Source organism: Sphingomonas sp. Leaf23 (assembly GCF_001421585.1).
Taxonomy (GTDB): domain Bacteria; phylum Pseudomonadota; class Alphaproteobacteria; order Sphingomonadales; family Sphingomonadaceae; genus Sphingomonas.
This window is the reverse complement of record NZ_LMKR01000002.1, coordinates 201,789-226,718: the sequence shown is the minus strand read 5'-3', so window position 1 is coordinate 226,718 and position 24,930 is coordinate 201,789. Positions and strand designations below refer to the sequence as shown.

Here is a 24,930-nt window from a genome sequence, read left to right as displayed (position 1 = left end):
TCAGTTCTGTCCTTCTGCGTCAGCCGGTTCGTCGTCGGCAGGTTCGTCTTCGAATTCGTCGGCGCCCTCGGCAGAGAGCGGCGCAGTGGCCTTCAGCAAGGCGTCGGTAATCAGCAGCTTCGCATCGATGATCGCCGAAAACGGCACGGTCATCGCCTTGTGCTTGCGCACGTCGATGCTGACCTGATCGCCCTCGGCGCCCAGCAGGATGCCGGTCAGCTGCTTGCGATTGTCGATCGGCGCGTCGAGCGTCACGCGCGCCTCGAACCCCTTCCAGTCGTTGTAATCGGCAAGGCGCGTCAGCGGCCGGTCGATGCCGGGCGACGAAACCTCCAGCCGATACGCCTCCTCGATCGGATCGTTCTCGTCCATCAGGTCGGAGATGCGGCGCGACAGTTCGGCGCAGTCGTCGATTGTCAGCTGGCGCGTGTCGGGCCGTTCGGCCATGATCTGCAGCGTCGGGTCCGACTTGCCGCCCATCATCTTCACGCGCACCAGCGCGAACCCCAGCGCTTTCGCCTCGGGTTCGATCAGTCGCGTCAGTTCGGCGATATCCGCCATGCCGTCTCCATCAGATGCGCCGCTTCGTTGCCGGCCCCTTTGGGAACCGGCCTCGGCACGTTGGCGATGTCGAGGAAGCAACGCTCATATATGTAAAAAACCATGTCTGGGCAAGGGCCGCCGGATCGGCCGTGCCCGCCGGCGCGTTGCCATGGGCAAGAACGATCAAGAACGATATTGCGAGAGGATTTTTACGATGCTGCCGATCCATGCGCTGATTCCCGCCGCGATGTTGCTGGTCGCGTGCAATGGCGGCGGTAGCGATGTGCCGGGCACGGTGTCGCCCGCCCCCACCGCCACCCCCACGCCGACGCCGACCGCGACCACCCCGACCGGGGGCGTGCCGTTCGCGACTCGCGAAGTGACGACCTTCAACGCGCCGTGGGCGATGACCTTCCTGCCCGACGGGCGGATGCTGGTGACCGAGAAGGGCGGCACGCTGGTGCTGGTCAGCGCCGATGGCAGCCAGAAGACGACCGCCGCGACGATTCCCGTCGATTCGGCCGGGCAAGGCGGGCTGATGGACGTCGTGCTTGCCCCCGATTTCGCCAGCAGCCGGCGGGTGTATCTGAGCTATTCGGTCGCGGGGGACGGTGGCAAGGGCGTGGTGCTGGCGCGCGGCGTGCTCGACGGCAACCGCGTGACGGGCATCACCGAACTGTTCCGCGCCACGCCGTTCGTCAGCGGCGACGGCCATTATTCGGGCCGCATCGCCTTTGCCCCCGATGGCCAGCACCTGTTCTTCACCAATGGCGAACGGCAGAAATTCGATCCGGCGCAGGACCCGAAGGCGACACTGGGCAAGGTGCTGCGCCTGACGCTCGACGGAAAGCCGGCGGGCGATCCGGGCCTGACTGCGAAAGGATTCCATCCGGCGGTATGGTCGTACGGCCATCGCAACCTGCTGGGGATCGCCTTCGACCGGCAGGGCAATCTGTGGGAGCAGGAAATGGGGCCGAAGGGCGGCGACGAGGTGAACCTGATCGTCGCGGGCCGCAACTATGGCTATCCGCTGGTGTCGGAGGGCGATCATTATGACGGCCGGCCGATCCCGCGCCACAGCACCCGCCCCGACCTGGAGGCGCCCAAGGTCGCGTGGAACCCGGTGATCTCGCCCGGCGGGCTGATCGTCTATTCGGGCAAGCTGTTCCCGCAATATGCCGGCGACCTGTTCATCGGCGGCCTGTCGAGCGAGGCGCTGGTCCGGGTCGACGTCAACGGCACCAATGCCGCCAAGGGCGACCAGTGGCCGATCAACGCCCGCATCCGCGAGGTCGAGGAAGGCCCCGATGGCGCGATCTGGGTGTTGCAGGACGGCGCGAACGCCAAGCTGCTGAAGCTGACGCCGCGGTGATCGGGCGCCTGCCGCCCCCCGACCCCGCCCCGCTGGCACCGTTCGCGGCGATATTCGATACGCCGGGGTTCGCGTTCGGATCATGGGGCGGCGGCGGATCGTCGGATGGGGTGGTGGAGATGCCCTATTCCCAGCTGTCGCGGGAGGCGGGGGCATTTGTCGCCGCCGCCTACGCCGCACATTGGGTTCGCCCCGATATCGCATGGCCCGACTTTGCCGCTGGCCCCGACTATCGCGCGCTGCGGGGCGATCCGACGCGGATCGCGCTTGCCGACGCCCATCGGCTGGCGGACCTGCTGACGACCCTGATCCGGGGCGACCGGTTCAACGAAGGGCTGCTTGCCAGCGCCTTCGACGACGGCACCCTGCCCGCCGTCGCCCGGCGGATGGCGCTCCTAGCCCAGTAGGCGTAGCGTCGCCGGATCACGGTCACTGCCATAAAAGGCATCGAGGATCGCGGCAAAGCAGGGCTCGCTCGCACCCCCAGCAGCCTCGAACAGCGTCATCGACGACCGTAGTTTCATTGCGTCGACGTCGCCGAGGATCGCGGCGATGTCGGTCCCGCGATGCCCGAGCAACGCGTCCACCGATTCGACCAGCCGTGCGCCGAGCAACGGATGCGCGAGATAGGCCTGCGCTTCGGCACGGTCGGCGATGGCATAGGCCTGCGCCATTGCGCTGTGCCCCAGCGCGCGAATCTGGGGAAAGACGAACCACATCCAGTGGCTGCGCTTCGCACCCGCGCGCAGTTCGGCCAGCGCGGTGGGATAGCTGTCGCGTTGGGCGTCGACGAAGCGGGCAAGCGGATCGTTCATGCCATCGACATGGGAGCCCCTGCCGCCCATCGCAAATTCTGACAACGTTGACGGTTGATCCGACGATACGGATACGATTAGCATCGCGTCCTCGATAAACATGCCTTGGGAGGGGTTATGCACAAGGATTGGATGGTGGCCGCAGCGGTCGCCATGGTCGCCGCGCCGGTCGTCGCGCAAACGGCCGAGGATTTCGCCGCAAAGGTCATCAACGCGCCGCTGCCCGCGAGCCTGAACGTCTATGGCCTGCCCAAGCCGCCGCTGACGCGGGTGAAGGAGGTCGATGGCGGCAAGGTCATCCGCCTCGCCATTCCGGGTGCGGACAAGGATGCGTGGAAGATCCAGCTCCAGTCACCGACCAACGCGCCGGTGGCAAAGGGCGATCGCCTCGTCCTCGCTTTTCACGCGCGGGCCAGCGGGATGACGCCTGGCACCAAGGCGCGAATCGCGGTGGCGGGCATCCAGCTGAACAAGGAACCCTATAGCCAGGTCATCGGCGGCCCGATCGAGGTCGGCGAGGCATTCGAATTCCATCAGGTCGCGGGCAAGGCCGATCGCGACTATGCGGCGGGCGAGCTGATGGCGTCGCTGCAACTCGCGACGGGCAAGCAGGTGTTCGAATTCGGGCCGATGTTCGTCATCAACCTCGACAAGAAGTGACGTGGCAGCGGCGCGGGGTCAGCCCCGCGTCGCCGTCAGGAAATAGTCGAGCGAGATATCGTCCGACAACGTAAAGCCCCGCGCCGCCGTGAACGACAGGCCGCTGGGCGGGGAGACCGTCATCCCCGCTGCCGCCAGATGCGCGGTCAGTTCCGGGGGGGTGAGGAACCGGTCCCAGTCATGGGTGCCGCGCGGGATCATGCCGAACCCTTCGGCCACGGTAATCATCGCGAGGCGCGACAGCGCGGTGCGGTTGGGCGTGGAGACGACGAGCAGCCCGCCCGGCGCCACCGCGTAGGCCAACCCGCGCGCAAAGGCGACGGGGTCGGCGACATGCTCGATCACCTCCAGCGAGGTGACCAGATCGAACTGCCGCCCGGCAATCGCCTCCACGCCGCCCGCCAGATATTCGATCGACAGACCAGTGAGCGCAGCATGAGCGGCGGCGGCACCGATATTCTCGGGCGCGGCGTCGACGCCGGTCACCTGCCCACCCAATCGCGCGAGCGGTTCGGCGAGCAACCCCGCGCCGCAGCCGACATCGAGCACGGTCTTGCCGGCCAGCGGGGTGAAGCCCGCGGTGTCGCCGTCCCAGTGCGAATCGATCGCCGCGCGGACAAAGGCCAGCCGCACCGGGTTCAGCCGGTGGAGCATCGCCGAGCTGCCCTTGGGGTTCCACCAGTCGGCGGCCATCTCGCCGAAATGGGCCGCTTCACGAGCCACGACGCTTGATTGCGTCGACGTGGCTTTTGGCGACATAAAGATTGCTTCGCTTGCGTTCGTCATGGCGCTCTCCTATCAGCCGCCGCCATTCCCCCCAAGGATGAATGGCAAAACGCATGGCGCGGATCGTGATGAAGTTCGGTGGCACCTCGATGGCGGGGATCGAACGTATTCGGAGCGTCGCCGCGCGCGTGAAGCGCGAGGTGGAGGCCGGCAACCAGGTCGCGGTGGTCGTATCCGCCATGGCCGGCGACACCGACCGACTGGTCGGCTTTTGTCGCGAGGCGTCGGCACTGTACGATCCGCGCGAATATGATGCCGTCGTGTCGTCGGGCGAACAGGTGACCAGCGGGCTGCTGGCCATCGCATTGCAGGCGATCGGCGTGCCGGCGCGCTCGTGGCTCGGCTGGCAGCTGCCGATCCGCACCAGCGACGCGCATGCCACCGCCCGGATCGAATCGATCGACACGACCGCGCTCGACGAATCGCTGAACAAGGGCGAAGTGGCGGTCATCCCCGGGTTCCAGGGCGTGACCGATGCGCAGCGCATCACCACGCTGGGGCGCGGCGGGTCGGACACGTCGGCGGTGGCGATGGCGGCGGCGATGCAGGCCGATCGCTGCGACATCTACACCGATGTCGACGGCGTCTATACCACCGACCCGCGCATCGTGCCGCGCGCGCGCAAGCTGGCGCGGGTGACGTACGAGGAAATGCTCGAGCTCGCCTCGGTGGGCGCAAAGGTGCTCCAGACCCGTTCGGTCGGGCTGGCAATGAAGGAAAAGGTCCGCGTGCGCGTGCTGTCGTCGTTCGACGATACCCGCGACGAGGATGGTTATCGTGGAACGCTGATCGTCGGCGAAGAGGAAGTGACGGACATGGAACGGCAGCTCATCACCGGTATCGCCCACGACAAGAACGAGGCGAAGATCACGCTGGTCGCGGTGCCCGACCGCCCCGGCGCGGTGGCATCGATCTTTGCGCCGCTGGCCGGCACCGGCATCAACGTCGACATGATCGTGCAGAACATCGCCCATTCGACCGGATCGACCGACGTGACCTTCACCGTGCCGTCGGCGGAACTGGCCCGCGCGCTCGACACGCTGGAAAAGGCGAAGACCGACATCGGGTTCCAGAAGGTGCTGCACGACACCCGCGTCGCCAAAGTGTCGGTGGTGGGCGTCGGCATGCGCAGCCACGCCGGTGTCGCATCGACGATGTTCACCGCGCTGGCCGATCGCGGCATCAACATTCAAGCGATCACCACGTCGGAGATCAAGGTCAGCGTGCTGATCGAAGAGGATTACACCGAACTGGCCGTGCGCGTGCTGCACACCGCCTACGGGCTGGACGCCGAATAGGTCAGTCGGCCACGGTCACTTCTTCGACCGTGCCGGTCGTACCATAAGGATAGACGGCGGCGGAGAATGCTCCACCGACGTACAATACTTTGCCGCCCGGCATCTGCTGAACGAACCCCTGCTGGAACCGATCAAGGCGCTCCCAGCGGTTCAGCCGTTCCAGCTGGGCGCGGTCCATCATCGTTGCGGTGACGGCATCGCAGGGTTCTTCCCAGAATACGCCCTCTGCCTCTCGCCCGGCATAGACGAAGCTGATGTCGCACACAGCGTCGCCGCCGACGAGCGTCCGGTCGCGCTTTCCCAGTACCTGTGACACCGTGTAACGATTCGAGCTGCGTGGCGCCGGGCCGGGCGCGCCGGTCGGTCGAAGCGCATCCGCTGTGTTTTCGGCTACGCCGGCTTCGGCCGGGGCAGTCGATCCGGCATCGTTCGACAATCGCCGTTCGCCTGTCGCGCGGCCAGCAACCGCTTCACTGCCGTCGTTGCCGGGCGGCGGTGGGACCGCAGCCGAACAACCGGCAATCGCCGCGCTGCACAGGACCGCTGCCATCGCTGTGACACGATGGCGCACCCGACCGCCGTCAGTTCGGGTCATGTTCGACGTGCAGGTGATTGTTTGCCGGATTCGGAAAGGTTTCAAACAGGACATCATAGTCGTTCCCCAACCGTTGGCGGACTGCCACCTGCCAGGCTCGCCCCTGCGCCACGGTAATATTGTTACCGCGGAAATCGAGTGCCCGATCGGCATAGTGGAGGGATCGACGACCGTGATGGCTGTCGTTCCCGGACGTGATGACCGGAGTTGGCAAATTCTGTTGCACAGCGATTTCGGCAACCGCACGGATCACAAGGCTCATGGCAGGATCAAGGCGCCCGATCCGAACTCCGGCATTTTTCACCTGGACGCCGTTCGCTGCGGCTACGGCATTCCCATCGATCGTGTTAGCCGTTGCCGGCGGCCGATGGTCCGGCTCCGCAGTTTCGGACAAAACCACGCGAAACCGGCCAGGGCGGCGGCGTTGCAGTTCGGGCACAGTGCCATGATAGTGGACGGCATCGCCACGACCGAGCCGTGGACCATCCAAAGCGTTTATCCACTTGAGGTTCTTTGCATCCGAATATTTCGGGTTGGCATAATTCAAATGCGTATCGACGATCGATGCCCGCCCCGCGGCTCGCAGTGCGAGATAATCATCTACTGTCTGATGAACTCGCGTACTGATCGAGCTTGCGGGATACTGCTCTACGGAACGGCGTCCATGCCGTCGGGAAATGGGGCCATTGATGTCCGAGAACTGGAACGGAGCGTTCACTACGCTGGCAACGGTTGATCCCCAACGGCCCGATGCCGTGCGATTCAAAATGGTATCGATGATGCCGTGCGCCTGCGCAGCACCGGCCCATTGTACCCATTCGGTCTGCACCGTCTTTTTGATGTTCAAGACATCAATCGCCGTCAGCACCAGACGCCCGCCGCCGATCTGGGTCGTTTGTCGGGAAGGTCGCGGCGCTGTCCGGCGCGCTGGAGGCGATAGGGAAGCTGGAAGCAGCAACCGCTGACCGATGCCGATCCGATCGGGATTGCGAATACCGTTGAGACGGGCGAGCGTCCGGACGCCGGTGCCATAGCGTCGTGCGATAAGCGACAGGGTTTCTCCCTGCCCTACGATGTGGATACGCCCGCCTGCCATAGCGTACTCGCTTCGTCAGCTCAGCACTGCTCCCTGAACGCGCGGAGCGAACTGCGTATCCGCCGTTCGCTACTCGCCGATCAGGTGGACCGCGACGCGCCGCCGGTGCGCGGCTCTCCGGTGTTCGAACAGGTAGATACCCTGCCAGATGCCCAGCACCGGGCGGTAACCGACCACCGGAATCGACAGCGACACGCCGGTCAGCGCGGTGCGCAGATGTGCGGGCATGTCGTCCGGCCCTTCCTCGGCATGGGCATAGCGGTCGCTTTCGGGCGCGATGTGGCGGAAATAGCGCTCCAGATCGTCGCGCGCCGTCTCACTGGTATTTTCCTGGATCAGCAGCGAGGCGGAGGTGTGGCGGCAGAACAGGGTGAGCAGCCCGTCGGCGATGCCGGTCGATTCGACCCAGTGGCGCACCTGCCCCGTTACCAGCACCAGCCCCTGCCCGTTGGTGACCACCACCAGCTCGCCATGTTCCTGTCGCATCATCGTCCCTGCTTGCCCGAAGCGGTCGCCCCGCGCTAGGCGGGAGCCATGACCAACGCATCGATCGGCGCCGAGCGCCTGGCGCGCCGCATGGCGCGCGGCTGTGAATTCCTTGGCTCCGACACCGCGATCCTGTGCGGCGCGATGTCGTGGGTGTCCGAACGCAACCTGGTGGCCGCCATCTCCAACGCCGGCGGGTTCGGCGTGATCGCGTGCGGGGCGATGACGCCCGAGCTGCTGGATGCCGAGATTACCGGGACCAAGGCGCTGACGGACAAGCCGTTCGGCGTGAACCTGATCACGATGCACCCGGCGCTGTTCGACCTGATCGACGTGTGCGGCCGCCACCGCGTCACCCATGTCGTGCTGGCCGGCGGCCTGCCGCCCAAGGGGTCGCTGGAGGCGATCAAGGCGACCGGGGCCAAGGTCATCGCGTTCGCCCCGGCCCTCGCGCTGGCCAAGAAGCTGATCCGCTCGGGCGCCGATGCGCTGGTGATCGAGGGGATGGAGGCCGGCGGCCATATCGGTCCGGTGTCGACCAGCGTGCTGGCGCAGGAAATGCTGCCCGAGGTCGCCGAGCAGGTGCCGGTGTTCGTCGCCGGTGGGATCGGCCGGGGCGAGGCGATCGCCGGCTACCTCGATATGGGTGCGGCGGGCGTGCAGCTCGGCACGCGGTTCGTCTGCGCGACCGAATCGATCGCGCATCCGGCGTTCAAGAAGGCGTTTCTGCGGGCGTCGGCGCGCGATGCCGTGGCGAGCGTGCAGATCGACGCGCGGCTTCCCGTCATTCCGGTGCGTGCGCTGAAGAATGTCGGGGGCGAGCTTTTTACCGCCAAGCAGCGCGAAGTGGCGCAGTTGCTCGACGAAGGCAGCGTCGCGATGGCCGAGGCGCAGTTGCAGATCGAACATTATTGGGCAGGCGCGCTGCGCCGTGCGGTGATCGACGGCGATGTCGAGCATGGCAGCCTGATGGCCGGGCAGTCGGTCGGCATGGTGACGAAGGAAGAACCGGCGGCCGAGATCATCGCCACGCTGATGGCGGAGGCCGCGCAGGCGCTGGAAAAACGGGCGGCCTGAGGTCCAAAGTTCACAAAGTTCACACTCGCCACGGTTTCGCGCGCGGCGTGGCGTTTGCGGTGGCGGGGGTCACGCGGTCACGATGCGAAAGAGCGTAACCGGAGTGTCGCAGGGCTTGGGGCTGTAGGAAAGCCCGGCATGAACGTCACCCCGGACTTAATCCGGGGTCCCGCTTCTTCTTCTGGCGTTGGACAAGGCAGCGGGACCCCGGGTCAAGCCCGGGGTGACGTTAGTGGGATGGTCAGGCCGCCGCCTCCTCGCGCAACCACACCAGCGCTTCCTCGCGCGAATCGAACATCGGCAGGTGGGGCAGCGCGCGTTTCGCCTGCATCGACAGCAGCGCGCTGTTGCGCACCAGTGCGATCTTGCGCGAGGTCGTGCGCGAGCGGTCGGCGATGGCACCGATCGCGGCGAGGACGTCGGGCGACTGGACCGCGAAGCCGGTGATGTCGAACAGCGCGACCTGCTCCCCCGGCCGGACGCCGAGCGTAGGCAGCCGCATCACCGCGTCGCGAATCGCCGCGCCGAAGCGCTGCACAGTTCCGAGATCCCAATGCCCGAACAATGCGAAGTCCAGCATCCACGGCGCGGAAGTGATGGCCCCGCGAAAGGCGGGATCGTCGGCGATCTGCATGGTTGTCCTGTACCGTAGCGGCGCACAGCGTCATGCGCGGCACGAAATGTCACAGGATATTGTTTATAAAGCGTTTCCTGCCGAATCGTATCCGGTTCAGTAGGCGCGGCGGATGGCGAACTCGACCGCTTCGATCATCGCATCCTTGGCCGGACCATTGGGGAAACGCCCGATCGCATCGATCGCGCGCTGGCCATAATGGCGGGCGCGCGCCAGCGTGTCGTCGACCGCGCGGGTCGACCGGATCAGGGTGATCGCGTGCGCCAGATCGGCATCGCTCGCCCGCTTGCCCGACACCGCATCGCGCCAGAAGGCCCGCGATTCCTCGTCACCGCGCGCATAGGCGAGGATGACGGGCAGCGTCATCTTGCCCTCGCGGAAATCGTCGCCCGCGTCCTTGCCCATGGTATCGGCGTCGGACACGTAATCGATCGCGTCGTCGACCAGCTGGAACGCGATGCCGAGGTTGCGGCCATAGGCGTCGAGCGCGGCTTCGTCGGCGTCCGAGCGATCGGCGACGATCGCGGCGATGCGGCATGCGGCGGCGAACAGCGCGGCGGTCTTCGCCCCGATGATGTCGAGATAGCGATCCTCGGGCGTGTCGATCCGGCGGATCGCAGTCAGCTGGTTCACTTCCCCTTCCGCGATCACCGCCGAGGCACCCGACAGGACGCGCAGCGCCTTCAGGCTTTCCGCCTCGACCATCAGCTCGAAGCTCTTGGAAAATAGGAAGTCGCCGACCAGCACGCTGGCCGGATTGCCCCAGATGATGTTGGCGGTACGCTTGCCCCGCCGCAGGTCCGACCCGTCGACCACATCGTCGTGCAGCAGCGTCGCGGTATGGATGAACTCGACCGCCGCCGACAGCAGGTGGTGGCGCGTGCCGCCATAGCCGATCAGCCGGGCACTCGCGAGCGTCAGCATCGGCCGCATCCGCTTCCCCCCGCCGGCGATCAGGTGACCGGCCAGTTCGGGGATCAGCGGAATTTTCGACTGCATGCGATCGAGGATGACCGCGTTCACGCGATTCATGTCGTCGGCGACCAGCGCCATCAGCGGATCGAGCGAGGGGTCGGTGCGCTTGTCGAGGCGGTGCAGGGTAGCCGTCATGTCCCAAGCGATGTGGCCGTTCGAACACGCGAACGCAAGGGAAAGGCGGGTTGCAACCCACGTCCCGTCGCGCGAAAGGGGCAGTCCCCGGCTCCCGCCGCCGATCAGGAAGGACATCATGCCCGACGCGACGCTGCAACGCTTCCGCCAGAGCATCGACAATATCGATGCGGCGCTGGTCTTCCTGCTCGCCGAGCGGTTCAAGGTGACGCAGGCGGTGGGCCACTACAAGGCCGAGAACGGCCTGCCCCCGGCCGATCCGGGGCGCGAGGAGTCGCAGATCGCGCGGCTGCGGTCGCTGGCCCGCGATGCCGATCTCGATCCCGAATTTTCCGAGAAATTCCTGCGCTTCATCATCGACGAGGTGATTCGCCATCACCAGTCGCTGCAGGACGACGGGGCACCACAGTGAGCGACGACCGCATCGTCTTCGCGCCCGACGATGTCGACCTGACCCGATCGCCGCTCCGGCGGGGCATTGCCGAGCCGACCTTCGTGCTGGGGGCGTTCAACCCGGCGCTGACGCGGTTGCCGAACGGCAACCTGCTGCTGCTGGTGCGAGTCGCGGAGGCGCTCAGCGAACCGGTGCGCGACGGCCATGTGCAATCGATCCGCTGGACGGCGGGTGGCTATATGCTGGATGCGTTCCCGGCGGATACGGCGGACGTCAGCGATCCGCGCTTCTTTTCGTTGAAGGGCGGGGCGTATCCGTTCCTCGGCCTCACCTCGCTGTCGTGGCTGTTGCCGGTCGAGCTGTCGGCCGATGGGCAGCGGGTGGTGGCGGTGCATTACGACCGCGCGGTCGAGCCGTCGGCCGACTATGCCCAGTACGGTGTCGAGGACCCGCGCATCGTCCTGATCGACGGCACCTACTGGATGACGGTGTGCGGCGTGTCGGGCGGGCGGCTGTGCACCGTACTGTACCGCTCGGACGACGGGTTCGATTGGCGGTCGCAGGGGATCGTGCTCGACCATGGCAACAAGGACATGGTGCCGTTCGAGGGGCGGGTCGGCGATCGCTATGTGTCGCTCACCCGGCCCTTGTCGGATGCGTGGTTCGTCGCGGCGCCCGATGGCGCGGAGGGCAGCGGGCCGAGCATCAACCTGGCGACCTCCCCCGACATGCTGCACTGGCGGCCGCTGAGCGAACCGGCGCTGCGGCCGTTGAAGGGGGCGGCGGCGTACAAGCTGGGCGGGGGCACGCCGCCGGTGCGGACGCAGCGCGGGTGGATGTTGCTGTATCACGGCGTCGAGAAACAGGGCGCGGTCGGGGTGTATCGCACCTATCGCGCGCTGATCGATGCGGAGGTGCGCACCGTGCTGGAGCGCGACGAATCGCGGCCGGTGCTGGAGGCGGCCCCCGCACTGATCGCGCCGATCGCGCATCAGGCGTATCTGCCGCAGCCGGTCGTGTTCACCACGGGCATCGTGGCGGATGGGGCGGACTGGATCGTGGCGTCGGGGGAAGCGGACCTGGCGTGCCGGTTGACGCGGATTGCGGGCGCGCGGCTGGACTGATCTCCTTCTCCATCATTCCCCACCCCGTTCGCTTCGAGTGCAGGTTCGAGCTTGTCGAGAACCGAAGTCGAGAAGGGGTTGCCCCAAACGGCCAAGTTCTCGACGGACGCTTCTCGACAAGCTCGAAGCTGCTCGAACCGAACGGGAGAGAGCTACACCCCCAACCACACCCGCAGCGGATTGGCCGGGTCCGCGACCAGCTTCACCGTCAGCGCCAGCGACACCACCACCAGCAGCGGCCGGATCGCCTTCCCGCCGAAGCGGATCGCCAGCGCCGCGCCGAGCTGTCCCCCGGCGATGCTGGCGACTGCCATGGCGAGGCCCAGCGTCCACCACACATGGCCGCCCGCGACCAGCACCGCCACGCCGGCCAGGTTGCTGGCGAGGTTCAGCAGCTTGGTATGCGCCACCGCCCGCGTCGCGCCCATGCCGGCGGCAGTGACCAACAGCAACGTGAAGAACGATCCGGTGCCGGGGCCGAAAAACCCGTCATAGGTACCGATCCCTGCCACCGCGAGCAGCAGCCCGGCGGGCGCGAGGCGGACATGGGTGTCGACATCGGACAGGCGCGGCCCGAACAGGAAATACAGCGCCATCACGACCAGCAGGATCGGCAGCAGACCGGCCAGGAAATGCGGGTCGATCCGCTGCACCAGCGCCGCGCCGACCGCCGCCCCACCGAACGAGGCGAGCGCGAGCCGCCACGACCGGTTGAGGTCGATATGCCCCTTGCGCCAGAAGGCGAAGGTCGCACCCGCGGTGCCGAACGCGCTTTGCAGCTTGTTGGTGCCGAGCGCCACGACCGGCGGGACGCCGGCGGCGAGCAGCGCCGGGATGGTGATGAGCCCGCCCCCGCCCGCCATCGCATCGATGGTGCCGGCGCAGAACGCGACAAGCATGAGCAGGGCTATGAGTTGGGTGTCCATGGCGCGGGGCGTAGCGTGGAAGCCGCGCGCGGGGAACCTTGCGGCCCGTATCCGGTCGTCATTCGACGGCGATCTTTCGACGATGCGCCCCTTCCGTCACCCCGGACTTGATCCGGGGTGACGATGGAAGAGAGCGGGTTCTGGAAAGATAGCGCATGGCGGTCAGAGACCCCAACCTGCGTCGGGTAACCTGCGCCCCCTGCCGTCCCGATCAAATTCGTGGAAAGGTGGGGAGCTTCTGTTGCCCGGTGCTCCCCGTACCGCTGGAATCCGATTCTGTTGCCCGGTTCGGTCCAACCGCGCTATTTTAGAGTAACTTCAGGCCGTGAGGCCCTTAGTTACGCCGCAATCGCGAGTGCTTCGTTATCGTTGGCACTTGTGTGTATGGGCCGTTGCGGTGGTCCCATTCCGAACGAAAACAGCGCTTTTCAACACACGTCGATCCTGGTTCGGCCCCGTCAGAAACGGTGTCCAGTAACACCACCTTATGGTGGAGCCGCCGGGTACTGCCCCCGGGTCCGCTGCGTCTATTGCACGCCGCAGTTTATCGTCATAGCCGGCTGGAAGCCGACAAAGGGGCATATAGGCGTTCGGAAGCGCTTTGAAAAGAAGCGGACTTCCCTTGCGCGCGATGCGGTGGCATGGGCAATCGGATCATGCTGACCCAGCGTTCCCGCTATGCGCTTCGCGCGATGCTGTTTCTGGCCGAACAGCCTGCGGGCGAGGCACCGATGCCGATGCACCGCATCGCCACCGCCGCGAATGTGCCGCGCAAGTTCCTCGAACTGATCCTCGCCGACCTGCGTGAGGCCGGGTTCCTGTCGTCGACGCGCGGCAAGGCAGGCGGCTATCATCTTGCCCGCCCCGCGCACCTGATTTCGCTGGGTGAGATCATCCGCGTGATCGAAGGGCCGCTGGCGCTGGTCCCCTGTGTCAGCCGCACCGCGTACCGCCCGTGCGGCGATTGCAAGGACGAGGCGAGCTGCGCCATCCGCCACGCGATGGCGCGCGTCCGCGACGAAACCGCGCGCATCCTCGATGGCACCAGCCTGGCGGCGGCGGCCGCGCAGGAACTGGCCGCGGCCTGACCCTTTCGTACCCCTGCGCAGGCGGGGATCCAGGGTTCCACGCATTGCCGCCGCGTTCTTGGCGCTGGCCCCCCGCCTGCGCGGGGGTATGGCATTATTCGGGCAGCTTCTTTGCGGCGCGCAGTTCGTCGCGGATTTCGCGCAGCAGCGCCACTTCGGGCGGATCGGCGGCGGGCGGCACGTCGCCGGTCTTCTGTTCCTGATGCACCGTCGCGATCGCGCGGTTCACGAACTTGACCAGCAGGAACACGATGAAGGCGAGGATCAGGAAATTGATGATCACGCTGACGAACTGGCCATAGCCGAACAGCGGCACGCCGGCTTCCTTCAGCGCGGTGTAGCTGTCCGGGCTACCCTTGTAGGTCGCCGGGATCGGGCCGAGCTTGATGAAATAGCTCGAGAAGTCGAAGCCGCCGAACAGCCAGCCGATGACCGGCATGATGATGTCGTCGGTCAGCGATTTGGTGATCGTGCCGAACGCCGCGCCGATGATGACGCCGACCGCGAGGTCGAGCACGTTGCCGCGCGCGACGAAGGTGCGGAACTCCTTGAGCATGGACTTGGACCCTCCCGTCTCTGCTTGAGGGCGCCATAGTGCTTCGATACGATGGCAATAGGCAAGGTTCAGGTGGGAAGACATGCACATGCGGCGGGCGATGATGGTGATGGCGGCGGTGCCGCTGGCGGCGTGCGGCGTAAACAGCGTGCCGACCGCCGAGGAAGAGGTGAACGCCAAATGGGGCGAGGTGCAGAACCAGTATCAGCGCCGCGCCGACCTGATACCCAACTTGGTCGCGACGGTGAAGGGGTTCGCGAAGCAGGAAGAGCGCGTGCTGACGCAGGTGACGCAGGCCCGCGCACAGGCGACGTCGATCAACGTCACCACCGACGATCTGTCCGACCCGGCGACCTTTCAGAAATTCCAGGCGGCGCAGAACCAGCTGACCCAGGCGCTGGGCCAGTTGCGCACCGTGGTCGAGGCGTATCCGCAGCTGACCAGCAACCAGAATTTCCTGGCGCTGCAATCGCAGCTGGAAGGGACCGAGAACCGCATCACCATCGCCCGGCGCGATTACAACGACGCGGTACAGGCCTATAACACGCGCATCCGCACCTTTCCCGACGCGATCGGGGCCAAGGTCTTTTACGGCGCAAAACCCAAGCAGAGCTTCCAGGCGCAGGCCGGGGCCGAGGTCGCGCCGCAGGTCGATTTCGGCAACGCGAACTGACGCGTAGCCCCATGCGGCGCATCCTGTTCGCCCTGTGGATAACGTTGTGGACAATGGTTGCGCTGCCGGCGGCCGCGCAGACATTTCCGAAGTTTTCCGGGCTGGTCGTCGACGACGCCAACGTCCTGCCGGCGGAGACCCGTGCCGACCTGACGCAGAAATTGCAGGCTTTACAGCGGGATACCAAGCGGCAGCTGGTCGTCGCCACGATCGGCGACGTGCAGGGCTATCCGCTGGAGGAATATGCCAACAAACTGCTGCGCGCCTGGGGGGTCGGTCTGAAGGGTGTGGATAACGGCGTCATCCTGCTGATCGCGCCGAACAATCCCGCCGGGCAGCGCGGACCACGGCTGGAGGTCGGCTATGGACTGGAACCAGTGCTGACCGACGCGATGTCGCGTACGATCATCGAACAACAGATGATGCCGAAGCTGAAGACGGGCGATGTTCCGGCGGCGATGACGGCGGGCACCGATGCGGTGATCGCGCTGCTGCGTGCCAGCCCGGAAGAGGCGCAGGCAAAGGTCGATGCCGCCGCCGACGCGTTCGACCGGGGGCGTCGCCAGCAGACATCGGACTCGGATGGCGGTGCGGTGATCGGGATCGTGTTCTTCATCGGGTTCGGCCTGTTGATCTTTGGTATCCTTGCCGTGTCGCGGCAGCGGCGGCGGGGCCCATGGGGCCAGCCGCATCGCAGCAGCACGGCGGGTGATGTCGCGCAGGTCGTGCTGTGGTCGATCGCCGACGAATTGGCGCGCAGTGCCGCGCGCGGCGGCAGTCGTGGCGGGGGATGGTCCGGTGGATCGTCGCGCGGCAGTTCGGGTGGCGGCTGGAGCGGGGGCGGCTTTACCGGCGGGGGTGGCGGCTCCGGCGGCGGCGGCGGCGCGTCGGGGAATTGGTGATGGAATTGACCGATACCGATCGCGCACGCATCCGCGATGCCGTGGCGACCGCAGAGGCAACGACCGAAGGCGAGATCGTCGTCGTGCTCGCCCGGCGGTCGGACGCCTATCACGATGTCGGGCTGCACATGGCGGTGCTGGCGATGCTGCTGGTGCTGGCCGCGACCGCGCTGTGGCCGGGATGGCTGCTGGCCTTCCATGGCTGGGCCGAACCGTGGGGCGATGCCCCTGCCCCGCTGTTCCTGCTGACGACGATGGCGTGGGTGCAGGCCGCAGTGTTCCTGATCGTGCGCTATGGCTGCGCGTGGATGCCGCTGCGCATGGCGCTGACCCCGGCGTCGACCAAGGCGCGGCGGGTCCATGCCCGTGCGCTGCTGCTGTTCCGCGCCGCCGCCGAACGGCGCACGGTGGCGGCGACCGGCGTGCTACTCTACCTCTCGCTCGACGAACATCGTGCCGAACTGATCGCCGAGGCCGCGATCCACGACCGGGTCGATCAGGCGGTGTGGGGCGATGCGCTGGCGGCGTTGCTGATCGCGCTGAAACAGGATCGCCCCGCCGACGGCCTCGTTCAGGCGGTGGGCGCGATCGGCCAGGTGCTGACCGAACATTTTCCGACAGGAGACAGGCAAATGAACGAACTCCCCGACCGGTTGATCGAACTATGATCGACGCCGATGCACCCGAAGAGGTGATGTGGGCCGGCCGCTTCATCACCGCGAAAAAGCGCGGCCGCTGGGAATATGTCGGCCGGGCGAACGGCATCGGCGCGGCGGTAATCGTCGCGATCGATGACGGTCATGTTCTGCTGGTCGAACAATATCGCGTACCGCTGGCCCGCAACTGCATCGAACTGCCCGCCGGGTTGGTCGGCGACGATGCCGCCGGCGAAGCGGCGGCGGTGGCGGCGACGCGCGAGCTGGAGGAGGAAACCGGCTATCGCGCGGGCACGATGGTGTCGCTGGGCGAATATCATTCCTCGCCCGGCATGGTGTCGGAGAGCTTCACGCTGTTTCGGGCCGGAGCGCTGGTGAAGGTCGGCGACGGCGGCGGGGTGCCGGGGGAGAATATCACGGTCCACCGGGTGAAGCTGACGGACGTGGCCGCGTTCATCGCGGACCAGCGCGCGGCGGGCAAGGCGGTGGATGTGAAGCTGTTGTTGCTGTTGGCGCCGTATCTGTTGGGGTGAGCTTCCTTTCGTCACCCCGGACTTGATCCGGGGTCCCGCTTTGTTGGCGGTTGGCGACGAAGGAAGAAGCGGGACCCCGGGTCAAGCCCGGGGTGACGGGTGGGGATAGGTTCGCTGCCTACGCTCCGCTCTCGTTTTCCGATTCCCCCGTGTGCTTCGAACCAAACGGAAGCGCGCTGGGGAGAGAGAGTTCAGCCCTTGGCCGCAGGCGTCGCCGCCGGCACGCGGCACGGTACGATGTTCTTCGGTTCCGGGCGTCGCCCGTCCGGCGTGAACATCGCGATATAGCCGCCGGCCGAGGGCATCTTCTGCAGCTCGACCAGCCGATATCCGACCGCTTCGAATTCGCATTTCAGCAGCGCCGGCGGGGTGCCGTGGTTCTGCGTGCGGCGGTCGGCGTCGACCACCACTACCTGCCCGCCGGGACGCAGACTGGGACGCAGGTTCCACAGGAACGCGTAGGGCTCGGCGATCTCGTGGTACATGTGCACCATCAGCACCCGGTCGAAGCTGCCGATCGGCAGTTTCGCATCGTCCGGTTCGCCCAGCCGGACGCTGACATTATCCAGCCGTTCGCGCGCCACGCGCTGCGCCAGCGCGTCGCGAATCTGCGGGATGATATCCTCGGCCAGCACCCGGCCGTCGGCACCGACCCGCTGGGCGAGACGGATGGTGTAATAGCCCTCGCCCGCGCCGATATCGGCGACGGTCATGCCGGGCGCGATGCTGGCCTTGTCCATCACCAGTTCGGCTTCGTTCAGCCGGTCGCGCGATTCCTCGGTCGACCAGCGCGCCGACACGATCGTCGCCACCGGCCGGTCGGCCCGGGGGAACACTGGCTTGTCCTCCCGCTGCGCATTGGCGATCGGGTTCGGCTGCGTCGCGTCGCAGCCGGCCAGCATCAGCAGCGCAAGCGGAAGGGCGTGGCGCATCTCAGTCGACATCCTCGACATCGACCGATTCGCCGGTCACGCGCTGCGACAGCGCGGCGGCCATGAACGGGTCGAGCGCGCCGTCGAGCACGTCACCCGGCGCGGTCGAGACGACGCCGGTGCGCAGGTCCTTCACCATCTGATACGGCTGCAGCACGTACGAGCGGATCTGATGGCCCCAGCCGATGTCGGTCTTGGTCGCGTTTTCGGCATTGGCCTCCGCCTCGCGGATCGCCAGCTCGCGCTCGTACAGGCGGGCGCGCAGCTGGTTATAGGCCTCGGCCTTGTTCTTGTGCTGCGAACGCTGGTTCTGGCACTGCACCACGATTCCGGTCGGGATATGCGTAATACGCACCGCCGAATCGGTGGTGTTGATGTGCTGACCACCGGCACCCGATGCGCGATACGTGTCGATGCGCAGGTCGCTTTCGTTATATTCAACCTCGATATTGTCGTCGATCACCGGATAGACCCAGATCGATGCGAACGAGGTGTGGCGGCGCGCGGCGCTGTCATACGGGCTGATGCGGACCAGGCGGTGGACCCCGCCCTCGGTCTTGGCGAAGCCGTAGGCGTTCTCGCCCTTGATGAGCAGCGTCGCCGACTTGATGCCCGCCTGTTCGCCCGAATGCTGGTCGACCAGTTCGACCTTCATGCCGCGACGTTCGGCCCAGCGGGTGTACATGCGTTGCAGCATGCCGGCCCAGTCCTGACTCTCGGTCCCGCCGGCACCGGCGTTGATCTCGATATAGGTGTCGTTGCCATCGGCCTCACCCGACAGCAGCGCCTGTACCTTGTCATGGTCGGCGCGCTTAGCCAGTTCGGCGAGGTTCGCGACGCCTTCCTCGGCCATCTCGCTGTCGCCCTCGGCATCGGCCATCTCGATCAGCTCGACGGTGTCGGACAGGTCGCGTTCGATGTCGCGGGTGGCGGTGATCGCCTCGTCCAGCCGGCGGCGTTCGCGCATCACGTCCTGTGCGGCCTTGGGATCGTTCCACAATGCCTGATCCTCGACGCGCGCGTTCAGCTCGTCAAGCCGGCGCAGCGCGCGGTCCCAGTCGAGGAAGCGGCGCAGCAGCGCGAGGGCATCGTTGATCTTGTCTACATGGGCTTGCGCTTCGGCGCGCATGGGGAAAACTCCGGGGATAAGTAATCAGGGGGAATGCCGCCGATATGGGCGGCGCGCTAGTAGATTCCCCCTTCGCGTTGCAAGAAGTCGCTGTCGCGCGGCTGCGCCTGTTGCGCGGGGCGCGCGGCGCGGGTCGGATCGCGGGTGACGGGCGCGCGCGCTTCGCCAAGGCGTCCGGTGGCGCGGCGTGCCTCGGTCTCCGGCTTGAACGCTTCCCAGATGATCCCGGCCTTGGGATCGGTCGTCGGCCAGCCGCCATAGACCGGGCGGCCGCTGGCGCGGTCGATGCGGACCATGCGGATGCCCGCCGGTGCGCGGAACGGCAGCACCTCCATGTCCTGATACGCCTTGACCGCGAAGCTCTTGTAGATCGGCGCGGCGATCGTGCCGCCCTGTGCATAACCGCCCAGGTTGCGCGGCGTGTCGAAGCCCAGATACAGCCCGGCGATCATCTGCGGCGATCCGCCGACGAACCACACGTCGGTCGGCCCGGTCGAGGTGCCGGTCTTGCCCATGATCGGCCGGTTCAGGTCGCGCAGCGTGGTCGCGGTGCCGCGCTGGATCACGCCTTCCATGATGTGCACCATCTGGTACGCGCTCATCGCATCGACCACCTGCCGCGCCTTGATCTGCGGGCGGGGCATCGGCTTGCCGTCCCAGTCGGGCGCGTTGCAGCGGTCGCAGGCACGCCAGTTTTCAGGCAGGATCACCTTGCCGCGCCGGTCCTGCACGAAATCGATGACGGTGGGGTCGAGTTCACGCCCCTGGTTCGCCAGGATCGAATAGGCGTTGACCATGCGCATGACCGTCGTCTCCCCTGCGCCCAGCGCATAGGACAGGTACGGCGGAAACTTCTCGTCGCTGACGCCGACGCGCTGGATCAGGTCGTTGACCTTGTCCATGCCGGTCTGTGCCGCTGCGCGCACCGTCATCAGGTTGCGCGACTGCTCGACGCCCCAGCGCATGGTGTGCGGGCCGGCACCGCCGCCGCCGAAGTTGCGGAAGCATTTCTGGCCCAGCCGGCCGCCCTGGTTCACGCAGAACGGGCCATCGACGATGATCGACGCCGGGGTCATCCCCGCTTCCAGCGCAGCGGCATAGACGATCGGCTTGATCGTCGATCCGGGCTGGCGCATCGCCTGCGTCGCGCGGTTGAACGACTGGATACGGCTGTCGAAACCGCCCTGCATCGCGAGGATACGGCCGGTGCGCGGGTCCTCGACCACCATGCCGCCCGACACGCGCGGGACCGAACGCAACGACCATTGTGAGCCGGCCGGCGCGACGGCAAGGATGTCGCCGGGCTGGATCGCGGCAAAGGCGGTGCCGCCGACCCCGCGCACCGGCATCACCGCATTGCCACGCGGCAGGACGCCGGTGCGCCCGTCGGCAAAGCCGATCCGCGCCTCGCCGCTATCCTTTGCGATGACGATTGCTGCCTGCCAGTCCTGATAATCGAGGGCGATGTTGGTGTTGAGCAGCACCGACTGCCAATTATCCTCGTCGACCTCCGCGCGCGGCTTGTTCAGCGGGCCCGACCAGCCCCGCCCCGAATCGAAGCGGATGAGGCCGGCGCGCAGCGCATCCTGCGCATCCTGCTGCAGCTTGGGGTCGAGCGAGGTGCGCACCCACAACCCGCCGGCATAGACGCTATACGGACCGTCCTTCGCATTCTCGCCGAACTGGTTCATCAGCTGGCGGCGGACTTCCTCGATGAAATAGCCGCCGGCGGTTTCCTTGCGCGGGGTCTGCCGCGGGATGGTGCCGAGCGGCTGGGCGACCGCGCTGGCGCGCTGGCTCGCGGTGATGAAGCCGTTGCGCTCCATTTCGCCCAGCACCCAGTTGCGCCGCTTGATCGCGCGGTCATAGCCGCGCTCGGGCGTGTAGTTGGACGGCCCCTTGGGCAGTATCGCAAGATACGCCATTTGCGGCAGCGTCAGCTCGCGCAGTTCCTTGCCGAAATAGGCGTGGGACGCCGCCTCCACGCCGAACGCGTTGCGGCCGAGCGCGATCTGGTTGAGATAGAGTTCGAGGATCTGCTGCTTGGTCAGCGCGCTTTCGATGCGATAGGCGAGCAGCGCCTCCTTCGCCTTGCGGACATAGCTGACCTCATTGGTCAGCAGCAGGTTCTTTGCCACCTGTTGCGTGATGGTCGACGCGCCGATCGGGCGGCCGCTGCGCGTCAGGTTGCTGAACATCGCCGCGGCAATGCCGGGATAATCGACGCCGTGATGTTCGAAGAAGGTCCGATCCTCGGCCGCCAGGAACGCGCGGACCAACAGCGGCGGATATTCGGCATAGGACAGCTGCACGCGGCGTTCGCGGGCATAGCTGTGGATCGGATCGCCCTCGATTCCGCGCACATTGGTCGGCAGCGGCGGTTCATAGGCGCGCAGCGAATCGACCGACGGTAAGGTGCGCCACAGCAGCAGCCAGATGAGGAACACGCCGATCCCCGCCAGCAGCAGCGCGACGGCAGGCAGGCGGAACCACCACCGCCGCCGGATACGGGCGAAACGGGCGCGCCGGCTGGGGCGCGCGGTGTCGGGGGTGGCTTCGGTGTCGGATACGCTCATCGCCCGCGCGGTTTAGCAGGTTTGGGCGTGGGGGAAAGGGAGAGGCCGCGCGACGGCGAACATGCCACGACATGTGAAATCGTTCGTGCTGAGTAGGGGCTGAGCTTGTCAAAGACCCGTATCGAAGCACTGGTGGCGACGGTCCTTCGATGCGCCGCTTCGACAAGCTCAGCGGCTACTCAGGACGAACGGGGTGAACAGGCAACAAGCGTCATCGATCCGCCGCCAGCGCGTCGGACAGCAACGCCCGGACAGCGCGAAGTTCGGTGATACGCGCGGCGCGGCGCGGGGCCGGGGCGACCGGCAGCGGGGCCTTCGCCTCCTGCGCCAGCAATTGCTGCACGCCGCGCACGGTATAGCCCTGTTCGCCGAGCAGACCGTGGATACGGCGCAGCAGCGCGACATCCTCCGGCCGGTAATGGCGGCGGTCGCCGGCACGGGTCAGCGGCTTGATCTGCGGGAAGCGCCCTTCCCAATAGCGCAGCCGGTGCTGCGGTACCCCCAATTCACGCGCGACCTCCCCGATCGAGCGATAGGCGCCGGCCGATTTGTCGACGGGGGGCGCCAATCCGACCCGATCAGCTCGCCGCGACGATGCGGTCGCGCATCATCTGGCTGGCGCGGAAGGTGAGGACGCGGCGCGGCGCGATCGGCACTTCGATGCCGGTTTTGGGATTGCGGCCGACACGTTCGCCCTTGTCACGCAGGACGAAGCTGCCGAAGCCCGAAATCTTGACGTTCTCGCCCTTGGACAGGGCTTCGCACATCGCGCCGAGAATCTGTTCGACCACGCGGGCGGAATCGGCGCGCGAAAGGCCGATCTCACGGTGCATTTCCTCGGCGAGATCCGCGCGGGTCAGCGTGCCATCGGTTGCCATCGGTTCTTCTTCCCCTTCGAACAATGTCGAAGCGCTAGCACGGCGTATACGAAGATTCAAAAATACGAAAGGATTACCAACGTACTACGGCGGCACCCCAGGTAAAGCCACCCCCCATCGCCTCCAGCACGACGATATCGCCGCGCTGGATCCGGCCGTCCTTCACCGCGACGTCGAGCGCGAGCGGAACGGAGGCGGCCGACGTGTTGGCATGGCGGTCGACGGTGACGACGACCTTTTCGGGCGCGAGGTTCAGCTTGCGCGCGGTCGCATCGAGGATGCGGGCATTGGCCTGATGCGGCACGACCCAATCGACATCGGCCGGGGTCAGCCCGGCCAGCTCGAGCGATTCGCCCATGACGGCGGCGAGGTTCACCACCGCGTGGCGGAACACTTCCTTGCCCTTCATGCGCAGCTTGCCGACGGTGCCGGTGGTCGACGGCCCGCCATCGACATAGAGCAGGCCATTGTGGCGGCCATCGGCGTGGAGCCGGGTCGACAGGATGCCGCGCCCGTCCGCCTCCTCGGTCGCCTCCAGCACGATCGCGCCCGCGCCGTCGCCGAACAGGACGCAGGTCGTGCGATCCTCCCAGTCGAGGATGCGGCTGAAGGTTTCGGCCCCGATGACGAGCGCTTTGGCGTGAACGCCGGCGCGCAGCATCGAATCGGCGACCTGCACCGCATAGAGGAAGCCCGAACACACCGCCGCCACGTCGAACGCGACGCAATCGTCGATGCCGAGCGCCGCCTGCACCTTGGTCGCAGTTGCCGGAAACGTCTGATCGGGGGTGGCGGTCGCCAGCACGATCAGGTCGATCTGCGCGGGGTCGAGGCCCGCGGCGGCGATCGCTTCGCGCGCGGCATCGGTGGCGAGCGTCGAGGTCGTCTCATGCTCGGCGGCGATGTGCCGGAAACGGATGCCGGTGCGCTCGACGATCCATTCGTCGGTGGTATCGACCCGCGCGGCCAGTTCGGCATTGGAGACGCGATGGGCGGGGAGCGCCGATCCGGTGCCGGTGACGATCGCGCGAATCATGCTGCCTGTGCCTCGATTGCGGCCAGATCGCTGGCGATGCTGCGGGTCAGGTCGTCGCGGACCATTTTCGCGGCGACCTGGATCGCGTTGGACACGCCGATCGCATTGGCGCTGCCATGGCTCTTCACCACCAACCCGTTGAGGCCAAGGAAGACCGCGCCGTTATGGTTGTTGGGGTCAAGATGATGGCGCAGCAGGTCGGTCGCGGGCTTCGAAATCAGGAACCCGATCTTCGAACGCACCGACGAACGGAACGCGCGCTTGAGCAGGTCGCCGACGAAGCGTGCCGTACCCTCGGCGGTCTTGAGCGCGATGTTGCCCGAGAAACCGTCGCACACGACGACATCGACCTGTCCGCGCGACAAGCGATCCCCCTCGATATAGCCCGAAAAGGTCATCGGCAGATGCGGCGATGCGCGCAGCGTGGCTGCCGCCTCCCGCACGCTGTCGATGCCCTTCAGCTCCTCGGTGCCGATGTTCAGCAACGCGACGCGGGGGCTTTCGAGGTCGAGCGCGGTGCGGGCATAGGCTGCCCCCATCACCGCGAACTGGACGAGGTTGCGGGCGTCGCACTCGGCATTGGCGCCAAGGTCGAGCATGACCAGATCATTGTCGCCAAGACTGGGCAGCAGCGCCGCCAGCGCCGGACGATCGATGCCGGGCATGGTGCGCAGCGCAAGCTTCGCCATCGCCATCAGCGCGCCGGTATTGCCCGACGACACTGCGGCGGCGGCGCGACCCTGCTTCACCAGGTTGATCGCGATACCCATCGACGTGGTTTTCGCACGGCGAATCGCCTGGCTGGGCTTGTCGGAAGAGCCGACGACCTCAGGCGCGTGGACGATCTCCGACGCGGCACTGAGGTTCGGGTGCGATTCGAGACCGGCGCGAATCGCCGCCTCGTCACCGACCAGCAGGAAGCGCATCGATTCGTGGCGTCGCCGGGCATGGGCGACGCCAGCGAGCATGGTGGCAAGCCCCTCGTCACCGCCCATCGCGTCGATGGCGATCCAGGAACCGTCAGCCATGCGTGCTTTCCTGTCCGGTTGAGCGGT

General features: G+C 66.6%; 29 protein-coding genes and 1 other RNA gene. 12 read left to right on the top strand and 18 right to left on the bottom strand.

The genetic code is table 11. From position 1 onward, the window contains the following. The gene (gene rimP, locus ASE67_RS04890) at positions 1-561 is read right to left on the bottom strand and encodes a ribosome maturation protein RimP (RefSeq protein ID WP_055757401.1); all 561 of its coding nucleotides are present in this window, start codon (positions 559-561) and stop codon (positions 1-3) included. 196 nt (positions 562-757) lie between these two features. Between rimP and ASE67_RS04885 the strand changes: the two genes are divergently transcribed. Together ASE67_RS04885 and ASE67_RS04880 are read left to right on the top strand one after the other, a co-directional pair. Further along, positions 758-1,915 carry a PQQ-dependent sugar dehydrogenase gene (locus tag ASE67_RS04885; protein ID WP_055757400.1) on the top strand — a complete coding sequence of 386 codons (1,158 nt, stop codon included), beginning with the start codon at positions 758-760 and terminating at the stop codon, positions 1,913-1,915. Continuing rightward, on the top strand, positions 1,912-2,322 hold the full coding sequence (locus tag ASE67_RS04880) for a DUF6508 domain-containing protein (protein WP_055757398.1): 411 nt from the start codon (positions 1,912-1,914) through the stop codon (positions 2,320-2,322). The genes ASE67_RS04885 and ASE67_RS04880 overlap by 4 nt, the downstream gene beginning before the upstream one ends. Here the strand turns inward: ASE67_RS04880 and ASE67_RS04875 are convergent. After that, positions 2,311-2,730 (bottom strand): DUF1810 domain-containing protein, encoded by a 420-nt coding sequence (locus ASE67_RS04875; RefSeq protein WP_055757397.1) that lies wholly within the window; start codon positions 2,728-2,730, stop codon positions 2,311-2,313. The two genes, ASE67_RS04880 and ASE67_RS04875, sit on opposite strands and share 12 nt — an antisense overlap. Positions 2,731-2,865: 135 nt before the next feature. Here ASE67_RS04875 and ASE67_RS04870 point away from each other — a divergent pair, with 135 nt between their 5' ends. Then, positions 2,866-3,390, top strand: a complete 525-nt coding sequence (locus ASE67_RS04870; RefSeq protein ID WP_156348521.1) for a hypothetical protein — start codon at positions 2,866-2,868, stop codon at positions 3,388-3,390. An 18-nt stretch (positions 3,391-3,408) separates the two neighbouring features. Here ASE67_RS04870 and ubiG read toward each other — a convergent pair whose 3' ends face one another. Next, positions 3,409-4,176 carry a bifunctional 2-polyprenyl-6-hydroxyphenol methylase/3-demethylubiquinol 3-O-methyltransferase UbiG gene (gene ubiG, locus ASE67_RS04865; protein WP_443025531.1) on the bottom strand — a complete coding sequence of 256 codons (768 nt, stop codon included), beginning with the start codon at positions 4,174-4,176 and terminating at the stop codon, positions 3,409-3,411. Positions 4,177-4,229: 53 nt separating this feature from the next. On the opposite strand from ubiG, the gene ASE67_RS04860 reads away from it, so the two are divergent. Continuing rightward, the gene (locus ASE67_RS04860; protein ID WP_055757394.1) at positions 4,230-5,474 is read left to right on the top strand and encodes an aspartate kinase; all 1,245 of its coding nucleotides are present in this window, start codon (positions 4,230-4,232) and stop codon (positions 5,472-5,474) included. 1 nt (position 5,475) lies between these two features. On the opposite strand, the gene ASE67_RS18115 is transcribed toward ASE67_RS04860, so the two are convergent. The 3 genes from ASE67_RS18115 to ASE67_RS04845 form a co-directional block, all read right to left on the bottom strand. Continuing rightward, complete coding sequence (locus tag ASE67_RS18115) at positions 5,476-5,790, bottom strand: hypothetical protein (protein ID WP_156348520.1); 315 nt, start codon at positions 5,788-5,790, stop codon at positions 5,476-5,478. A gap of 265 nt (positions 5,791-6,055) precedes the next feature. Continuing rightward, positions 6,056-7,165: a LysM peptidoglycan-binding domain-containing protein gene (locus ASE67_RS17670; protein ID WP_082456960.1), complete on the bottom strand. Its 1,110-nt coding sequence runs from the start codon at positions 7,163-7,165 to the stop codon at positions 6,056-6,058. 69 nt (positions 7,166-7,234) lie between these two features. Continuing rightward, positions 7,235-7,651: a secondary thiamine-phosphate synthase enzyme YjbQ gene (locus ASE67_RS04845; RefSeq protein WP_055757391.1), complete on the bottom strand. Its 417-nt coding sequence runs from the start codon at positions 7,649-7,651 to the stop codon at positions 7,235-7,237. A gap of 90 nt (positions 7,652-7,741) precedes the next feature. Here ASE67_RS04845 and ASE67_RS04840 point away from each other — a divergent pair, with 90 nt between their 5' ends. Further along, positions 7,742-8,728, top strand: coding sequence for an NAD(P)H-dependent flavin oxidoreductase (locus ASE67_RS04840; RefSeq protein ID WP_082457015.1), 987 nt, complete (start codon positions 7,742-7,744; stop codon positions 8,726-8,728). 241 nt (positions 8,729-8,969) lie between these two features. On the opposite strand, the gene ASE67_RS04835 is transcribed toward ASE67_RS04840, so the two are convergent. Further along, positions 8,970-9,362: a hypothetical protein gene (locus ASE67_RS04835; RefSeq protein ID WP_055757386.1), complete on the bottom strand. Its 393-nt coding sequence runs from the start codon at positions 9,360-9,362 to the stop codon at positions 8,970-8,972. Between the two features lie 96 nt (positions 9,363-9,458). Next, positions 9,459-10,472 (bottom strand): polyprenyl synthetase family protein, encoded by a 1,014-nt coding sequence (locus tag ASE67_RS04830; RefSeq protein ID WP_055757384.1) that lies wholly within the window; start codon positions 10,470-10,472, stop codon positions 9,459-9,461. A 118-nt stretch (positions 10,473-10,590) separates the two neighbouring features. Between ASE67_RS04830 and ASE67_RS04825 the strand changes: the two genes are divergently transcribed. Both ASE67_RS04825 and ASE67_RS04820 read left to right on the top strand, forming a co-directional pair. Next, entirely contained in the window at positions 10,591-10,884 is a 294-nt protein-coding gene (locus ASE67_RS04825; RefSeq protein WP_055757382.1) for a chorismate mutase, read from the top strand. Further along, positions 10,881-11,990 carry a glycosidase gene (locus tag ASE67_RS04820; RefSeq protein WP_055757380.1) on the top strand — a complete coding sequence of 370 codons (1,110 nt, stop codon included), beginning with the start codon at positions 10,881-10,883 and terminating at the stop codon, positions 11,988-11,990. Before ASE67_RS04825 ends, ASE67_RS04820 begins: the two co-directional genes overlap by 4 nt. A 152-nt stretch (positions 11,991-12,142) precedes the next feature. Here ASE67_RS04820 and ASE67_RS04815 read toward each other — a convergent pair whose 3' ends face one another. Together ASE67_RS04815 and ssrA are read right to left on the bottom strand one after the other, a co-directional pair. Continuing rightward, complete coding sequence (locus tag ASE67_RS04815; protein ID WP_055757378.1) at positions 12,143-12,916, bottom strand: TSUP family transporter; 774 nt, start codon at positions 12,914-12,916, stop codon at positions 12,143-12,145. A gap of 265 nt (positions 12,917-13,181) precedes the next feature. Then, positions 13,182-13,528, bottom strand: a transfer-messenger RNA (tmRNA) gene (ssrA, locus tag ASE67_RS17665). A gap of 44 nt (positions 13,529-13,572) precedes the next feature. Between ssrA and ASE67_RS04810 the strand changes: the two genes are divergently transcribed. Continuing rightward, positions 13,573-14,004 (top strand): RrF2 family transcriptional regulator, encoded by a 432-nt coding sequence (locus ASE67_RS04810; protein ID WP_055759141.1) that lies wholly within the window; start codon positions 13,573-13,575, stop codon positions 14,002-14,004. A gap of 94 nt (positions 14,005-14,098) precedes the next feature. Here ASE67_RS04810 and mscL read toward each other — a convergent pair whose 3' ends face one another. Beyond that, a complete protein-coding gene (gene mscL, locus ASE67_RS04805) occupies positions 14,099-14,560 on the bottom strand; it encodes a large conductance mechanosensitive channel protein MscL (RefSeq protein ID WP_055757375.1) in 462 nt (153 codons plus the stop codon). 82 nt (positions 14,561-14,642) lie between these two features. Here mscL and ASE67_RS04800 point away from each other — a divergent pair, with 82 nt between their 5' ends. From ASE67_RS04800 to ASE67_RS04785, 4 genes are read left to right on the top strand one after another with little or no spacing between them, the layout of a single operon-like run. Beyond that, entirely contained in the window at positions 14,643-15,233 is a 591-nt protein-coding gene (locus ASE67_RS04800; protein WP_055757373.1) for a LemA family protein, read from the top strand. A 53-nt stretch (positions 15,234-15,286) separates the two neighbouring features. Further along, a complete protein-coding gene (locus ASE67_RS04795) occupies positions 15,287-16,135 on the top strand; it encodes a TPM domain-containing protein (RefSeq protein WP_235511799.1) in 849 nt (282 codons plus the stop codon). Beyond that, the gene (locus tag ASE67_RS04790; RefSeq protein WP_082456958.1) at positions 16,135-16,803 is read left to right on the top strand and encodes a TPM domain-containing protein; all 669 of its coding nucleotides are present in this window, start codon (positions 16,135-16,137) and stop codon (positions 16,801-16,803) included. The genes ASE67_RS04795 and ASE67_RS04790 overlap by 1 nt, the downstream gene beginning before the upstream one ends. After that, the gene (locus ASE67_RS04785; protein WP_055757366.1) at positions 16,800-17,324 is read left to right on the top strand and encodes an NUDIX hydrolase; all 525 of its coding nucleotides are present in this window, start codon (positions 16,800-16,802) and stop codon (positions 17,322-17,324) included. The genes ASE67_RS04790 and ASE67_RS04785 overlap by 4 nt, the downstream gene beginning before the upstream one ends. Positions 17,325-17,515: 191 nt before the next feature. Here the strand turns inward: ASE67_RS04785 and ASE67_RS04780 are convergent, their stop codons facing one another. The 7 genes from ASE67_RS04780 to plsX form a co-directional block, all read right to left on the bottom strand. Next, positions 17,516-18,256: a class I SAM-dependent methyltransferase gene (locus tag ASE67_RS04780; RefSeq protein WP_156347743.1), complete on the bottom strand. Its 741-nt coding sequence runs from the start codon at positions 18,254-18,256 to the stop codon at positions 17,516-17,518. A gap of 1 nt (position 18,257) precedes the next feature. Then, a complete protein-coding gene (gene prfB, locus ASE67_RS04775; RefSeq protein ID WP_055757362.1) occupies positions 18,258-19,385 on the bottom strand; it encodes a peptide chain release factor 2 in 1,128 nt (375 codons plus the stop codon). 56 nt (positions 19,386-19,441) lie between these two features. Further along, positions 19,442-21,961, bottom strand: coding sequence for a penicillin-binding protein 1A (locus tag ASE67_RS04770; protein ID WP_055757360.1), 2,520 nt, complete (start codon positions 21,959-21,961; stop codon positions 19,442-19,444). A gap of 211 nt (positions 21,962-22,172) precedes the next feature. Continuing rightward, a complete protein-coding gene (locus ASE67_RS04765) occupies positions 22,173-22,529 on the bottom strand; it encodes a MerR family transcriptional regulator (protein ID WP_055757358.1) in 357 nt (118 codons plus the stop codon). Positions 22,530-22,539: 10 nt separating this feature from the next. Further along, on the bottom strand, positions 22,540-22,839 hold the full coding sequence (locus ASE67_RS04760; RefSeq protein WP_055757356.1) for an integration host factor subunit alpha: 300 nt from the start codon (positions 22,837-22,839) through the stop codon (positions 22,540-22,542). A 73-nt stretch (positions 22,840-22,912) separates the two neighbouring features. Then, on the bottom strand, positions 22,913-23,875 hold the full coding sequence (locus tag ASE67_RS04755; RefSeq protein WP_055757354.1) for a beta-ketoacyl-ACP synthase III: 963 nt from the start codon (positions 23,873-23,875) through the stop codon (positions 22,913-22,915). Then, on the bottom strand, positions 23,872-24,903 hold the full coding sequence (gene plsX, locus ASE67_RS04750; RefSeq protein ID WP_055757351.1) for a phosphate acyltransferase PlsX: 1,032 nt from the start codon (positions 24,901-24,903) through the stop codon (positions 23,872-23,874). The genes ASE67_RS04755 and plsX overlap by 4 nt, the downstream gene beginning before the upstream one ends. Positions 24,904-24,930 lie beyond the last annotated feature (27 nt).